Origin of the sequence: Butyrivibrio sp. INlla21 (assembly GCF_900116875.1) — a bacterium.
Taxonomy (GTDB): Bacteria; Bacillota; Clostridia; order Lachnospirales; family Lachnospiraceae; genus Butyrivibrio.
This window is the reverse complement of sequence record NZ_FPCC01000013.1, coordinates 15806-31700: the sequence shown is the minus strand read 5'-3', so window position 1 is coordinate 31700 and position 15895 is coordinate 15806. Positions and strand designations below refer to the sequence as shown.

Below are 15895 nucleotides of genomic sequence, written 5' to 3'. Positions count from 1 at the left end.
ATGGTACAGTGCTACTCTAATAATTCGTTACTATATTAGAGAGTTTAACATTCATTTAATTACATTGTCAAGCAAAAAGCCTTTACAAGTATTAACCGTGTTTATCTTTGTTCTAGGTCTTTCTGAATTGCATCGAGATAAGGAATAAGTATTCCCTGCTCTCCCGGAGAAGGAATTATAAAAGAAAGGTCGAGCTCATCATGTCTAAAGCTCTTTCTGCCTCCGTTTTCGGCTCTGTCCCAAAACTCTTTTAATTTCCTGTAAGGGAGATAATAAAACTCGTTTCTGGCTGTATAGTAGATCAAAAAGAATGCAAGTCCGTCCTGTTTTTCAAAACTGTCCATGAACGCGACCTGGTGTGGATGAATGTTTTCAAGAGTAAAAGTATCATAAGCACATTCTTTTGCATCAAAGCATACAGGAATCCCCTGTACTACGCCGATGTAATCGACTGTACTCTTCTGATCGAAATAAGCAAGCGTAATGTGCCTGGTTTCTTTATCGATGTTTATCGGAGTTATAGGTGTCGGGATCTTTTGAATAAGCGCAAGTCCAAGCTCACTGTACCTTTCGTTTGAGCGGTTAATGAGCTCCTCAAGCGTAGAACCTCTCAGTCCCCTTGTTTTCCATGTAGGCATAAATCTCCTCCACTACAAAATAAAGCAAATTCAGCCGGTAACGGAGCTATAAATTCTTTTCCGCTTAGATCGCATAGTGTATCCGGCATATTTTCGGGAAAAGAAATCTTGTAGCTGTGCAGTAACTGTCTGCCAATGCCTTTTACTTTTCTTCCGCCGTATTTTGAATCTCCTATAATAGGGTGCCCCGTCTTAGACAGATGCGCTCTTATCTGATGAGGCTTTCCTGTAATAAGCTTGACTAAAAGAACTGTCGTATCCGAATCTGAATTATAATTAACGGGAGTAAAATATGTTTCTATATAAGAATAATTACTATCCTTCGGATCTTCTTTAAGAATATCAACCTTGTTTAAATCTGTATCTTTTTTCAGATAGCCTTTTAATAACGAATCTTTTTCGATCAAACCCGAAACTACGGCGATATAATACTTATCCAAAGTTCTGTCCGAAAGCATCGTATTCATGCAGCGTGCTCCGACAAGAGATTTGGCGCAGATTACCATTCCGCTTGTGTTCCTGTCGAGTCTGTTGCATATAGAAGGTCTGTATGTATCAAGACTTTCCGGCGTTATCTTTTTATTCTTTAGAAGATAATCGATAAGAAAGTCGTTAATGCTCATATCATTCGCATCCGCTTTTTGAGAAAGAAGACCTGCCGGTTTTGAAGCAAACAAAACATGGTCATTTTCAAACAAAACAGATACATCGCCGTATTTAGAAAGATCTATTTTCTCCGCATCAAGATTGTCCGCTCTACCGTTAGCTGCGGATTCGCCTTTGAATTTCATTAGCGTCTCATCGGAAAAGAAGATCTTGATGGAATCTTCATTGGCTAGTTTTTCAAGCCCATCAGCTTTTTTGTCATTCAGCGTGATATTCTTTTTCCTAAGCATCTTATAAATGAAGCCCTTTGAGGCATTGGGAAGATATGACTTTAAAAAGCCGTCAAGTCTCTTGCCCTCTTCATTTACGCCGACAATAATTTCTTTCATATTATTCCTTAAAGTGAAATTGATAAAAGAATGCTCGCAGGAGTCTGCGCCGTTCCGGGTATCCAGGCATCTTCGATAGCCTGAGGGTCGATACTTTTATCGCTTCTAAGCTTATCGAGCTGAATCAGTCTGTCGCAGAACTTATCGATATCCGTAAATATCTTGATACTGTAACTTGAATAACCGCCCTGTGCCATCATTTTCTTGATGTGAGCTTCGCAATCCGAAACATCAATGTCTTCATCGGCCGAATAACAGCATATGTTTTTATCAAGAACTGTAGATGCATTCACATAATAGTTTTTATCATATGAAGTGATCACATGGTCATATCTTATAAGAAGACCGCCGCGACAGTTTTCAATTCTTTTATGATCATCCGGGCCGCATGCTTTTGCTCTGATAAACATGATCAGATTAACGGCACACCAACCTGTCGGAAGGCAGCCGAGCGCAGCTATGATGCTAAATGCCGACTTAGGGCTTTTATACATAATAATTCCGGTAAGGTAAATTCCTACAGTTATAGCCAGGCTGATAATCGTTATTAAAAGAGTCAGCTTCTTTCTGTATGAAATATATCCGTATTCACCCTTACTTACTTTTCCAAGCATTATAAAACCTCTGAATTAAAACTTTTATTTTATATTAAGAGCACGTTTCTCTTCTGCCGTAAGCTCTCTGTATTCACCGGGTTTAAGCTCCGGATCAAGCAAAAGACTTCCCATAGAAAGCCTCTTTAAAAACAGTACTTCGTTACCGACAGCTTCGAGCATACGTTTTACCTGATGGAATCTACCCTCGTGAATCGTAAGCAAAATAACGGGATTACCGGTCTCGTCGCGTTCCGAACCCTCTTTGAAAGAAATCTTTGAAGGAAGCGTAAGCTTTTTTGAACCGTCGTCATTCTTATCGCCGATATCGACGCCCTCTTCCAAGAGCTTTATATCATCATCCGAAAGCTCATGACTTATATGAACCTCATAAGTCTTATCAACGTGCTTTTTGGGTGATAACAGCCTGTGAATAAGCTCTCCGTCATCAGTTAAAAGAAGAAGTCCTTCCGTATCAATATCAAGTCTTCCGCAAGGATTTAAGCCCTTTACATTCTCATCTTTTAAAATATCGATAACGGTCTCCTGCTTTTTGTCGAAAGTCGCGGAAACAACTCCAACAGGTTTATTAAGCATATAATAATGATTCTTGCTGTAAGATAAGACCTTTCCGTCAAAAGAAATCTCATCCGAGTTTTCATCAATATGTATGTCTGCTTTAAGAACGGGATTGCCGTTTACAGAGCATCTGCCGTTTTTGACATATTCTTTTATCTGTTTTCTGGTGCCTATATTGTGGTCACCTAAAAATTTATCAAGTCTCATCAATTACTCTAAGCCTGTAACCGCTACCTGATTACTTTCTTTAAAGAGCTCATAGTTGTTATATGCTTTGCATACAATAACGGGATTTTTGCAGCTCTTTGGAACAGTAACATTAAATGACTGTGTTTCCTTGGATCTGTCCCACATCTGAAGATAGCTGTAGGTCTTACCGCCATCATAGCTGTAAGAGAAATAGATAATGGGACTGTTGCTATCCTTGGCTGTCATTTCAACAAGTACGTTACCGCTTGCCTTATCGGTACCAAGAACACTTATTGAGCATACTTCAGGGTCTGTATTGTCCTGACCTACAGCTCCTTTAGGTATAGCAACCGAAGGATTCTTTATTCCCGAATAATCAACTCCCAATGTGGTTGACTTAAGTCCGAAGTACTTGGCAACGGAAGTTGCATCAACTACGCCAAGCTTATTAATGAAATCTGAGTTCTTAACCATGGGAAGATCATATCCGTGGTCAAGATATGCATGCTCAATGATAACGCAAGGCATATTCCTGGCAACACTTGCTCTGATTATTCCGTAGTAATCCTTGCCAGATGATCCGAGTTTGGTCTTAACGCCCTTTTGATAAAGACCGAGAGCAGCAAGCTCATTAGATTCAATATTACCGAAGTTGGTGCCGGCCTGGTAATATTTATCAAAAGCAGATGTCCAAATTTCTGAACCATAGAAAAGATGCTCTGCCGAAGCGTTGAAATGAATACTGAAAACAAATTCTGCGTTAACGCTCTGAGCAAAAGCGGCTCTGTCTTCAAGTGATATAAATCTGTCGTCTGTTCTTGTAAGATAAACAGTCACGTTTTCATATTTTTCAAGCTCTGTCTTCATTACATTGGCAACCTGCAAAGTAAGAGCTTTTTCAGATAATCCGTTATACTGTGCTCCGAGATTTCTGTCGCCGAATCCGCCGTGACCCGGATCGATAACGATAACATGCTGCTTTTCGGCAGCGATAACCTCGCTTCCGTTAACAGGGATAATTCCTGACACGGCTAATGCAATTGTAAGTATCAAAGCAAAAATCTTCTTTTTCATGAAAAACTCCTTTTATAATGCGAATAATGCATGATAATTGATGTTTATATTTGATATACGTATAAAAAGCTGTCGCAGTCGCGGCAGCTTTTATTCCGTTTGTCGGTTAATCAGATCATATCAAGGTTGAGTGCTTCCTGCTGCGTAAGTCCACCTTCGGCAACAGGTGCCTGTCCGTCTACAGGAATCGGAGCAACCTCAGGCGGTCTTAAATCAGCTCTGTTGGATTTAATGACTTCACTGTACTGAGCAAATGCTGAAAGTACACTGTCTGTGCTTGCTGTGATATCCTTGACCATATTGACACTGCTCTGCTTGATGCTCTCGATGATCTCGTCATTACTCTTTGTAGTCGCATCGATAGACTGAGTGATGATATCCTCAACTCCTGCAAGAAGCTGGTCGGTATACTGAACTGCAGCGGCCTTCATGTTGTTTGCTTCCAAAGTAGCGTTATCCAGGATCTCTTTTGCCTGCATAGCTGCCTGTGAAACAACTTCATTGGCCTGCGCATAAGCCTGCTGCATGATCTCGTGCTCGTTAATAAGCTCGTGAGTCTTGATGGTAGCCTGATTTACTATATCCTCGGCCTTCTTACGAGCATCATTTAAAATAGCCTCTTTATTGCTTATGATCTTCTGATATTTCTTGATCTCCTCGGGAGTCTTGGATCTAAGTTCCCTGAGAAGTTCGTCAATCTCTTCTTTGTTAACGACAATCTTGGTCTGAGAAAGAGGCTGGGGTTTACAGTTGTCAATGTAAGTCTCGATCTCGTCAATCAGCTGTTCAATTCTGCTGGTCATAGTAGGATCCCCCTAACTTTATCTATTTCCATACTTGTCTTTAAGTGCCTGCTCTACATGCTCGGGAACACAAGGAGAAACGTCTCCGCCGTAGCTTGCAACCTCTCTTACAACAGAACTGCTAAGGTATGAATACTTAAGGTTCGTTGTAAGGAAAACGGTATCAACCTCATTGTGAGAAAGTTCCTTGTTGGTCTGAGCAATCTGAAGTTCGTACTCAAAATCAGTGATAGCTCGAAGGCCTCTAATGACAATATGGATATCTTCTTTTTTGCAATAATCTATAAGTAGTCCGTCAAAAGACTCAATAACAGCATTATTAACGCCCTTTAAAGACTCTTTTAACATTTTAACACGTTCGTCCAGCGTAAACAATGGAGTTTTGGCAGAATTACACATCACAGCCACTATTACTTTATCAAACATTGTAGACGCACGCTTTATTATATCGAGATGACCGTAAGTTACAGGGTCAAAACTTCCGGGATAAACCGCTACCTTCATGCTTTGTCCTTTCTGTACAGAAATACATGCTTATTATTCTTGTATTCCTTCTCTCTTCTGACTTCAAATCCGTAATCCTCGGCAAAAGAAAAATCGAGGTCAACGGGGCTCTCTGCAATGATCATAGTATTTTCCGTCACATAACTCATTGCCTGTAACTGAGCGAGAGTTCTTTCATATAGATCTCCGTGATACGGAGGATCCATAAAGATGATATCAACTTCTTTTTCGTGTATATTTCGAAGAGCTATAACCACGTCCTGCTTAAAAACAGTGGCATCTTCCTCGAAGTGCGTTGTCTTAAGATTGGCAAGGATGCATTTGTACGGCGCTGCGGCATTCTCGACAAAATATGCTCTTGTTGCGCCTCTCGATAAAGCCTCTATACCGATACCTCCGCTTCCGGAAAACAGATCAATAAATACCGATCCCGGAACCTGATTCTGTATCATATTAAATAATGTCTCTTTTATCCTGTCTTGTGTAGGTCTTGTATCGTTACCTTCAGGAGTGACAAGCTTAAGTCTTCTTGCCGAACCTGCAATTACTCTCATAATCTCACCTTCGTGCCTTTTGTATCTCTGCTTGTGATCTTAAGATGGCTAAGCTCAACCTTTTTATCGTTATGCTCAACCTGCTTCTCTTCCATGTCATTTAAATAATAGACATCTCTGATAAAGTCATTCTTTCCAAGTCTCATTCCTCTTACGCCGACAGCAGCCTTCTTTTTCTCAGGTATAGTCTCAACATAAAATCTAAGGAAGAAACCTTCGTTTGATTTAAGTATAACAGTTTTTTGCTCATGTAGTATCTCTACACTTACAACTTCATCATTATCATTTAATTTGGTCGCAGCGACCGTTCTCTTAGAAACATCGAATTCACCGCCGTCTACAACCTTCATCATTGCAGTTTTGGTTGTGAAAAGAACTCTGTAAAGATTAAGGTCTGACTGACTTGATGCAAGAACGATAGTCTCTTTGGATGTATCGAAATTGCTTACGTTGTCAATCGGCACACCCTTGTCTCTCATCTTGCCCTGAGGAAGATCTGTAGCCTTTACCGTATGCAGATTACCTGTATTGGTAAAGAAGCATACCTTACCTGTATTCTTCATGATAAATGAGAACTTGAATTCCGCTTCGATAGTCTCTTTATTCTTTTCATATGTTGTTGCGTCGATAGTCTTGGCATATCCAAACTTATCCATAATAAACGCAACATCCATTTCTTCGATTGGCTTTTCTTCGTATACGGCAGTCTCACGATTCTCGATAAGTGTCTTACGATCTGCCTTATACTCTTTTTTGATCCTGTTAAGATCATTCTGGATAACCATGGACATTGATTCGTGGCTGTCCAGAATATCCTCGTATCTGTAGATATTGGCAACTGTCTGCTCGTGGTCTTTGATAAGAGCATCAAGCTCAAGTCCGATGAGCTTATATAATCTCATCTCGAGAATTGCATCAGCCTGCGGCTCGGTAAAAAGAAGCTGTGCAGCCATTGCTTTGGATTCTCTTGACTTAAAGTTTATTCCGTCCGTAACACCGTTAACAAGACAGTTCTTAGCCATTGCTCTGTCTTTGGAGCCTCTTAGTATCTCTATAACAAGGTCGATTACATTGCAAGCCTTGATAAGGCCTTCCTGTATCTCTTTTTTCTCCTGCTCTTTCTTTAAAAGAGTCGTATATTTCCTGGTCGCAACTTCAAACTGGAAATCAGCGCATGCACGCATGATATCTCTAAGAGACATTGTTTCCGGCCTTCCGTTGTCGATAGCGAGCATGTTTACACCGAAGGTATCCTCAAGCTTGGTCTTCTTGTAAAGAAGATTGGTGAAGTTCTCAACATCGGTGTCCTTCTTAAGTTCGATAACTATTCTGATACCTTCTTTGGAAGACTGGTTGGAAATATCGATAATGTCATTGGTGATCTTCTTCTCGGCCAGCTCGGCAACATCTGCCATAAACTTACCGATTCCGGCACCGATCATTGTATAAGGAATCTCCGTAATAACAAGATTTATATGACCGTTCTTACCCTTCTCTGTTTCAACCTTACCGCGAACTCTGATCTTACCTGTACCTGTCTCGTAGATATCTTTAAGCTCGTCTTTGTTTATTACGATACCACCGGTGGGAAAATCGGGACCTTTTATATATTTCATAAGGTCGGCGGTTGTAAGTGTATCATCCTGAATATATGCAATCTCGGCATCGATAACTTCCGCAAGATTGTGAGGCGGCGTGCTTGTAGCCATACCAACGGCGATACCTTCCGATCCGTTTATAAGGAAATTCGGTATCTTAACGGGAAGAACCGCAGGTTCTTTCTCGGTCTCATCAAAGTTGGGAAGAAAATCAACTACGTTTTTATCCAGATCTTCAAGGAAGTTTTCTTGTGTTATCTTGGAAAGTCTGGCCTCTGTATAACGCATTGCGGCAGCGCCGTCACCCTCGATGTTACCGAAGTTACCGTGACCGTCGACAAGAGGAACGATCTTCTTGAAATCCTGCGTCATTACAACAAGACAGTCATAGATTGAGCTGTCGCCGTGAGGATGATATTTACCCATCGTATCACCGACGATTCTGGCACTCTTTCTGTAAGGCCTGTCATATCTTATTCCGAGCTCATACATATCGTAGAGAGTTCTTCTCTGAACGGGCTTAAGACCGTCTCTGATATCGGGAAGCGCACGCGCAACGATAACGCTCATCGCATAGTCTATGAATGACTTTTGCATTATGTCCGAATATTCGGTTCTGATAATTCTGTCTTCCATAAATCACTCCAAATTATTGGTCAAAAATCTTAAATATCAAGCTCTGCGTCTGTCGCATGCTGATGAATAAACTCTCTTCTGGGTGGAACGTCAACGCCCATCAAAAGCTCTGTCATATGAGAAGCCATCTTGGCATCTTCAATCTCAACGGCTTTGAGAAGTCGTCTTTCGGGATCGAGTGTTGTCTCCCACAGCTGAGCGGGATCCATTTCACCAAGACCCTTGTAGCGCTGAAGTGTAAAGCTGCCTTTATGAGTATTTCTGTACTTGGCAAGTGCATTGTCGTCATACAGATACTCTTCCTTGCCTTTTGAAGGCATAGCCTTGTATAGAGGCGGCATGGCGATATAAACATGTCCCTGATAGATAAGTTCGGGCATAAATCTGTAGAATAAGGTCAAAAGAAGTGTCGCGATATGTTCACCGTCGACGTCGGCATCGGCCATGATGATGATCTTGTCATATCTTAGCTTGTTAATATCAAAGTCATTACCATATCCTTCGGAAAAACCGCATCCGAATGCATTGATCATGGTTTTGATCTCGGCATTAGCAAGAACCTTGTCGATACTTGCTTTCTCGACGTTAAGAATCTTACCTCTGATGGGAAGGATCGCCTGATAATTACGATCTCTTGCCATCTTGGCGCTACCACCCGCGGAATCTCCCTCTACAATGAAGATCTCGCACTTGGAAGCATCTTTACTTATGCAGTTTGCAAGCTTACCGTTTGAATCAAAAGAATACTTTTGCTTGGTAAGCATATTGGTCTTGGCCTTTTCTTCAGTCTTTCTGATCTTTGCTGCCTTTTCTGCGCAGCCGATGATAGACTTAAGGCACTCCAAATTACGGTCAAAGAATCTTGTGACCTCATCATTGGTAATCTTGGATACGATCTTGGCAGCATCCTGGTTATCAAGCTTGGTCTTGGTCTGACCTTCAAATCTTGGATCGGGATGCTTGATCGAAATAACCGCCGTCATACCGTTTCTAACATCGGTACCCGTAAAGTTGGCATCCTTATCTTTTAATATATTAAGCTCTCTTGCGTACTGATTGATGATATTGGTAAACATCGTCTTAAAGCCGGTAAGGTGTGTACCGCCTTCGGCATTATAGATGTTATTACAAAATCCGAGTACATCCTCGTGGAATTCATTGACATACTGGAACGCTACTTCGACTTCTACGCCTTCGCTCTCTCCGCTAAAAGAAACAACGTCACACACGGCTTCTTTTGATTTGTTCATATCCTTGATAAAGCCTGTGATTCCGTCGGGTTCATGGAATTCAATATATTCCTCGACACCGGGTCTTTTATCCTCGAAAATGATTGTAAGTGAAGGATTTAGATAAGAAGTCTCGTGAAGCCTTGATTTTATATCATCTTCTTTGAATCTTGTCTTTTCAAAAATAGTGTCATCGGGAAGGAAGTTGATGGTTGTTCCCGTTTCTTTTGTTGTTCCGACAGGATCGAGAAGTCCCTTATTAAGTTTGGTTGTGGGAATTCCTCTCTCATAGCTGTCTTCATAGATAAATCCGTCTTTTTTGATCCTGACACTCATTCTCGTAGAAAGAGCGTTAACTACGGATGAACCTACACCGTGAAGACCGCCGCTTGTTTTATATGCATTATTATCAAACTTACCGCCGGCATGGAGCATGGTAAGAACAACACGCTCTGCTGTTATGCCCTTAGCGTGCATTCCGACGGGAATTCCTCGTCCGTTATCTTCTACCGTGGCTGAGCCGTCGGCTTCCAATGTTACATGGATCTGTGTGCAGAAACCTGCAAGATGTTCATCTACCGCATTGTCTACAATCTCGTAAACAAGGTGATTAAGGCCTCTTGTGGTCACGCTTCCGATGTACATACCCGGACGCTTTCTGACCGCTTCAAGACCTTCTAAGACAGTGATACTGGAAGCATCATATTGTTCGTATGAAGCCATTTGTGTAAACCCCTTTGCAAAACTTTAATATCAAAATAATCTATTACCGCATCAAAAATGCAGTTTTCTTGTGACCGCAAGAGCGAGCGCTCCGGGTCCTATATGACACGAAACAGATAAAGATAAAGGATCCATATGAACCTCGTGAGCGGGGAATGCAGCCTCTACCTCTTTTTTCCATTCATTGGCAGCCTCGGTGTCATGAGAATATGCTATTTCTATCCAGAAGTCGCCTGCCTCCATACCGCCGAATCTGTTCTCAATATCGTTCTTAACGGCTGTAAGCATAATGTTCTTACCTTGAGAAGTTGTACGAGCTTTGGCAAAAGCATCGAGTTTCTCACCCTGGATCTGCAGAACGGGCTTAAGTCTTAAAAGCGTTCCGAGCGCAGCCGCTGCGGGTGTGATCCTTCCGCCCTTTTTAAGATAATAAAGAGTATCGAGCATAATATAAATGCTGGACTCAAATTTGGTATCAAAAAGCTTTTTGGAAATCTCTCCCGCGGAAAAGCCGGCATCAGCCATAGCCTTGGCATCTATTGCGGACTGTCTCTGTGTCACGGATATTCTCTGATTATCAACAACAAAGACCTTACCTTCATATTCCTCGCCGGCAAGCATAAATGCACTCTGACAAGAACCTGAAAGTCCGCTGCTCATAGGGATATAAACTATCTCATCGTATTCTTTGAGAAGCTCATCCCAAAGTGTCATAAGAGAATCGGGTGTGGGCTGACTGGTCGAAACCTCAGCGTTACCCGTAAGTTTCTCATAAAACTGTTCCTGAGTAAGATTGATATCTTCGAAAAACTCTTCGTTATTTATCATAAAGGGCATCGGAACAACATATATGCCAAGTTCCTTAGCCTGTGATTGTGTAATTCCACTGTTACTGTCCGTAACTATCGCAACTTTAGCCATTCTAGCAATTTCGACAAAAATGCCGATAATCCTCCTATTTTCATCCTGTTTAATAAAATAAGTTTACTTTTATAGCGTTGTAAAGTCAATAAAATTTGCAGATTTTGTGCTTATCTTATTCTTTAACACACTATGTTGTGGAAGAGACAATTCCGGATCGCTTGCCAAAATTCTGTCCGCATCCATCGCAGCTTCTTTTACAAGATCGCTGTCATGATAGATCTCGCCAACTCTAAAACACAGTTCACCGCTCTGTCTTACGCCGAAAAGATCTCCGGGACCGCGCTGCTCCAGATCCTCCCTTGCAATCTCAAAACCGTCATTAGATCTGTTCATGATATCCAGTCTTTTCTTGGTCTCATCCGATTCGGAAGTATTGATAAAGATACAATATGATTGCGCATCTCCTCTTCCGACTCTTCCCCTTAGCTGATGTAGCTGAGATAGGCCGAATCTTTCGGCATTTTCGATCATTATTACAGTAGCGTTGGGAACATCGATTCCGACTTCGATAACCGTTGTTGAAACCAAAACATCGATGTCCTTCCTTGCAAAGGACTCCATTATCTCATCTTTTACAGCGGGTTTCATCTTACCGTGAAGTATTCCCACCTGTATGTTTGAAGGAAGTGCGGAGCGAAGTTTTTCCGCATAATCCATGACATTTTCCGCACCGTTAAGCTCGCCCTCTTCGATCATCGGGCAGATGACATAAGCCTGGTGCCCCTCTTCCACCTGTTTATTGATAAATTTATAGGCGGTATCTCTGTAATCGGTTCCTACAACGCAGTTCTTGATCGGAAGTCGTCCTTTCGGAAGCTCATCGATAACAGAAATACTCAGATCTCCGTATAAGATGATCGCAAGAGTACGTGGAATCGGAGTCGCGCTCATTGCAAGAACATGCACGTTCTCACCTTTTCCGGCAAGAGATTCTCTTTGTCTTACGCCGAATCTGTGCTGCTCATCGGTAACGACAAGAGCCAGGTTCTTGTAACTGACTTTTTCCTGAATAAGCGCATTGGTTCCGATGATACAATTAACTTCACCGTTTGCGATAAGCTCTTGTGCGTTTCTCTTATCTTTTGCGGAAAGAGATCCTGTCAAAAGAATCGGTTTAAGCGCAGTAATCTTGTATTTATCTATCATCTTTTTGAAATTCTCAAAATGCTGCGCTGCAAGTACTTCCGTCGGTGCCATTATAGCGCCTTGATATCCGTTTGCCGCAGCTGTCAAAAGAGCCATAAACGAAATGATAGTCTTACCTGAACCAACATCGCCCTGAATAAGCCTGTTCATCACATGCTTACCCGAAAGGTCGTTTAATATATCATTCCACGCTTTTTTCTGCGCGCCGGTCAGATCATAAGGAAGCTGTTCCAATAATCTGTTTACATCAGATACTTCTATCATGGGAAAAGAGTTAAGAATCTCTTTTTGCGACAGCTTTAAAAGTCGAAGCTTTAAAATAAATAAAAGAAATTCATCATAAGCAAGCCTTCTTCGGGAATCCTCAAGTTCTTTTGAATTCTTTGGGAAATGGATTCCGTATGCAGCTTCTGAATAAGATACAAGATTAAGCTTATTTATCAAATCTTCCGGAAGATATTCTTCAAGCTTGCCGGCGTTTATAAAGGTCTGCTCAACAGCCTTGGTAACTGCATTATTGGTAAGTCCTTTAACCAACGAATATTTAGGCCTCATACTGCCGGATAAAGCGGCATATTCCTCAATCTTATACATTTTAGGCTGATCCATGTAAAAGAAATTACCTTTTTTACGGGTGATTCCTCTGAAAACATGCGTAGTTCCGGATTTAAGACTATTAATAAGATAAGGCGCGTTAAAATATGTCATCTTAATCTTGCCGGTTTGATCCGCGGCTTCAAAAGAAAGAATTGAAAGATTACGAACACGTCTTTTTGAAACAGAACCGACAATGGTGAGCTTCATTGCGCACATCTGTCCTTCCGAGGCATCGCAAGCATTTATGACATCACCGAAATAGTCATAATCTCTCGGAAAATAGGTCAAAAGATCTCCACATGTATAAATGCCGCACTTATTAAAAAGCTTACCTGTCTTGTCGCCGACTCCTTTAAGGTCGGTTATAAGCTCGGAAAGTTCTCTTTCTCCCATAACAAAACCTCATCTGCTGATTACTTATTAAAATATAAGCCGGGTAAAAATAAACCCGGCTTATAAGAAAATCGATATTTAAATTATACCTTATTCTGCAGAAACAATGTAGTAGTAAATAGGCTGTCCGCCAAACTGAAGCTCAACGTCACATGAAGGGAATTTCTCGGAAATTCTCTCTCTGAGCGCCTCTGCATCCTTCTCGTCAACTTCATCACCGTAATATACACTGATAAGCTCAAGATCATCGTTCATCATCTTATCGAGCATATCGAATGTAACATCGGCTATCTCGCCACCGACAGCAAGAATACCGGAATCTCCGATACCCATGTAGTCACCCTGCTTGATCTGAACATCATCTATAACCGTATCTCTTACGGCGTAAGTAACTTCACCTGTATTAACTGTTCCGAGAGCCTCTGTCATAGCCGCAACATTGTCCTCGACAGGAGTATCGGGCACATAGTTGATGATCGCTGTGATACCCTGAGGTACAGTCTTTGAAGGAACTACAACAATCTTCTTCTCAGAATCATTGTCTTCCGACATGATAGCTGCCTGATTTGCCGCAAGAATAATATTCTTATTATTAGGAAGTACAATAACGGTATCGGCATTGACCTTATCAACAGCATCGAGAATATCGGCTGTAGAAGGGTTCATTGTCTGACCGCCCTCAATAACGTAATCTACGCCAAGTCCTCTGAAGATATCGGCAAGTCCGGAACCTGCGCATACGGTTACAAAGCCGACTTCCTTGTGAGGCATTTCAGGCTCAGCAGCCTTGGGAGCTTCTGTTTCAACCTTCTTTCCTATCGGAATATCATCACCCGGAAGATATGTGGGTGTAAGCTCTGCAGCACCGTTAATCTCTGTCTCTATCTCAGCCCATGATCCGTCGTTGTTCTCATGGAAAAGCTTCTCTCTGTGCTCCATTCTCATGTTGTCAATTTTCATATTTGAAAGCTGGCCGTACATGAGAGCTCTCTGGATCGCAAGTCCGGGATCGTTAGAGTGCACATGCACTTTACAGATCTCATCATCGGCTACCATAACGATTGAATCACCGATGGATTCAAGGAAGTTCTTGAAATCAATCTCCTGCTTAATATTAAGAGGCTTTGAAAGAAGAACGATAAACTCGGTACAATAACCGAATTTGATATCCTCTTCCTTGGGCTCTCCCATTGTCTTGGCACCGGGAGTAACCTGCTCTTCTGTAATGGTAAGATCGATCTCTTTACCGAGATATCCGTCAAGAGCACCCTTAAGAACCTGTACAAGACCCTGTCCGCCGGAATCCACAACACCTGCCTGTTTAAGAACAGGAAGCATATCGGGAGTCTTGGCAAGAACTTCTTCTGCGTATTTAATGACTTCACTGCAGAAGAACTCGATATCTTCAGTACCTTCTACAGCAAGCTCATGTGCTTTCTCGCTTGCACCCTTGGCAACGGTAAGAATTGTACCTTCCTTGGGCTTCATAACAGCCTTGTAAGCAGTCTCTACAGCTTTATCAAAAGCTTCGGCAAGAATACTTACATTTACTTCGTCGTGCTCTTTTACAACCTTTGTGAAACCTCTAAGCAACTGAGAAAGGATAACTCCGGAGTTACCTCTTGCTCCGCGAAGAGATCCTGAAGAAATCGCTTTGCATATTGCAGACATATCTGCGTTGTCGCCAAGAGATCCAACCTCTTTGGCTGCTGACATGATGGTCATTGTCATGTTGGTACCGGTATCGCCGTCGGGAACGGGGAAAACATTGAGTTCATTGATCCATTCCTTCTTAGCTTCGAGATTCTTGGCACCGGTCAAGAACATTTTTGACAACATCTTAGCGTCAATTACATTATTACTCAAAACAAAAATCCTCCTAGAACTTGCAGTCGATAGAATTAATCAATTACGCGGACACCCTCGATATAGATGTTAATCTTCTCGATCTCAAGTCCAGTAAATTCTTCTACTTTATATTTAACATTGTCTATAAGGTTATCAGACACTGCCGAAATACTAACACCATAAGCAACAATGACATGAAAGTCAAGTATAAGCTTATTATTGGAATCAAGAGATACGTTGATACCCCTTGTCATAGAATCGATCTTTAAAAGGCTGACAAGTCCGTCCTTGACATTGACATTGGCCATACCTACGATACCAAAGCATTCCATTGCAACAGCACCTGCGTACTGAGCTATAACCTCGTTATCGATTGATATACTACCCATGTGAGTGTTCATAGAAGAAGCCTTCATATTATTCCTCCTTAATGCGATAGCCCATAGGACCACCGTTTTCGCATACATATAGTATTATAATAGCAGTTCTCCAAAAAATAAACTACAAATTTTGCATATTTCACTTGCATTCTGTATATGTTTCTGCTAATATATCAATGTTGCGAACAAAGCAGCACAATATTGCTATAGAATTTGATTACATGGCTTATAAGGAGGTGTCAAAATTGGCTAAATGTGATATTTGTGGCAAGGGCGTTCATTTCGGTAACAACGTAAGCCATTCTCATAGAAGATCTAACAGAGTTTGGAAGTCTAACGTTCAGCACGTTGCAGTTAAGGTAAACGGCGGAACAAAGAGAATGCATGTATGTGCAGCTTGCCTTAGATCAAACAAAGTTGAGAGAGCTTAATCTCTTATAAACATGAATTTAAAGAGCGGTGATTTACTCACCGCTCTATTTTTTTGCTCTA

Annotated in this window: 15 protein-coding genes; 1 reads left to right on the top strand and 14 read right to left on the bottom strand. The window is 41.5% G+C overall.

All coding sequences use genetic code 11. The features are described 5' to 3' along the window. Window positions 1-101: 101 nt before the first annotated feature. From BM377_RS08960 to BM377_RS08895, 14 genes are all read right to left on the bottom strand, one after another. A complete protein-coding gene (locus BM377_RS08960) occupies window positions 102-638 on the bottom strand; it encodes a Holliday junction resolvase RecU (RefSeq protein WP_092246966.1) in 537 nt (178 codons plus the stop codon). Then, window positions 611-1633, bottom strand: a complete 1023-nt coding sequence (locus BM377_RS08955; protein ID WP_092246963.1) for an RluA family pseudouridine synthase — start codon at window positions 1631-1633, stop codon at window positions 611-613. Before BM377_RS08955 ends, BM377_RS08960 begins: the two co-directional genes overlap by 28 nt. An 8-nt stretch (window positions 1634-1641) precedes the next feature. Further along, the gene (locus BM377_RS08950) at window positions 1642-2247 is read right to left on the bottom strand and encodes a hypothetical protein (protein ID WP_092246960.1); all 606 of its coding nucleotides are present in this window, start codon (window positions 2245-2247) and stop codon (window positions 1642-1644) included. Window positions 2248-2271: 24 nt separating this feature from the next. Beyond that, the gene (locus BM377_RS08945) at window positions 2272-3012 is read right to left on the bottom strand and encodes a pseudouridine synthase (protein ID WP_092246958.1); all 741 of its coding nucleotides are present in this window, start codon (window positions 3010-3012) and stop codon (window positions 2272-2274) included. 3 nt (window positions 3013-3015) lie between these two features. Further along, entirely contained in the window at window positions 3016-4068 is a 1053-nt protein-coding gene (locus tag BM377_RS08940; protein WP_092246955.1) for an N-acetylmuramoyl-L-alanine amidase family protein, read from the bottom strand. Window positions 4069-4178: 110 nt separating this feature from the next. After that, window positions 4179-4871, bottom strand: coding sequence for an ATPase (locus BM377_RS08935; protein ID WP_092246952.1), 693 nt, complete (start codon window positions 4869-4871; stop codon window positions 4179-4181). Window positions 4872-4889: 18 nt separating this feature from the next. Further along, window positions 4890-5375, bottom strand: coding sequence for a pantetheine-phosphate adenylyltransferase (coaD, locus tag BM377_RS08930; RefSeq protein WP_092246949.1), 486 nt, complete (start codon window positions 5373-5375; stop codon window positions 4890-4892). After that, window positions 5372-5929: a 16S rRNA (guanine(966)-N(2))-methyltransferase RsmD gene (rsmD, locus tag BM377_RS08925; RefSeq protein ID WP_092246946.1), complete on the bottom strand. Its 558-nt coding sequence runs from the start codon at window positions 5927-5929 to the stop codon at window positions 5372-5374. Before rsmD ends, coaD begins: the two co-directional genes overlap by 4 nt. After that, a complete protein-coding gene (locus BM377_RS08920; RefSeq protein WP_092246943.1) occupies window positions 5926-8163 on the bottom strand; it encodes a DNA gyrase/topoisomerase IV subunit A in 2238 nt (745 codons plus the stop codon). Before BM377_RS08920 ends, rsmD begins: the two co-directional genes overlap by 4 nt. Before the next feature lie 29 nt (window positions 8164-8192). Then, window positions 8193-10115, bottom strand: coding sequence for a DNA gyrase/topoisomerase IV subunit B (locus BM377_RS08915; RefSeq protein WP_092246940.1), 1923 nt, complete (start codon window positions 10113-10115; stop codon window positions 8193-8195). A gap of 51 nt (window positions 10116-10166) precedes the next feature. Then, entirely contained in the window at window positions 10167-11036 is an 870-nt protein-coding gene (locus tag BM377_RS08910; RefSeq protein ID WP_092246937.1) for a DegV family protein, read from the bottom strand. A gap of 69 nt (window positions 11037-11105) precedes the next feature. Then, window positions 11106-13175 (bottom strand): ATP-dependent DNA helicase RecG, encoded by a 2070-nt coding sequence (gene recG, locus BM377_RS08905; protein WP_092246934.1) that lies wholly within the window; start codon window positions 13173-13175, stop codon window positions 11106-11108. Between the two features lie 90 nt (window positions 13176-13265). Beyond that, entirely contained in the window at window positions 13266-15041 is a 1776-nt protein-coding gene (locus BM377_RS08900; protein ID WP_092246931.1) for a DAK2 domain-containing protein, read from the bottom strand. A gap of 35 nt (window positions 15042-15076) precedes the next feature. Next, window positions 15077-15439, bottom strand: a complete 363-nt coding sequence (locus tag BM377_RS08895; RefSeq protein WP_092246928.1) for an Asp23/Gls24 family envelope stress response protein — start codon at window positions 15437-15439, stop codon at window positions 15077-15079. A 209-nt stretch (window positions 15440-15648) separates the two neighbouring features. Here BM377_RS08895 and rpmB point away from each other — a divergent pair, with 209 nt between their 5' ends. Beyond that, entirely contained in the window at window positions 15649-15834 is a 186-nt protein-coding gene (rpmB, locus tag BM377_RS08890) for a 50S ribosomal protein L28 (protein ID WP_092246925.1), read from the top strand. Window positions 15835-15895 lie beyond the last annotated feature (61 nt).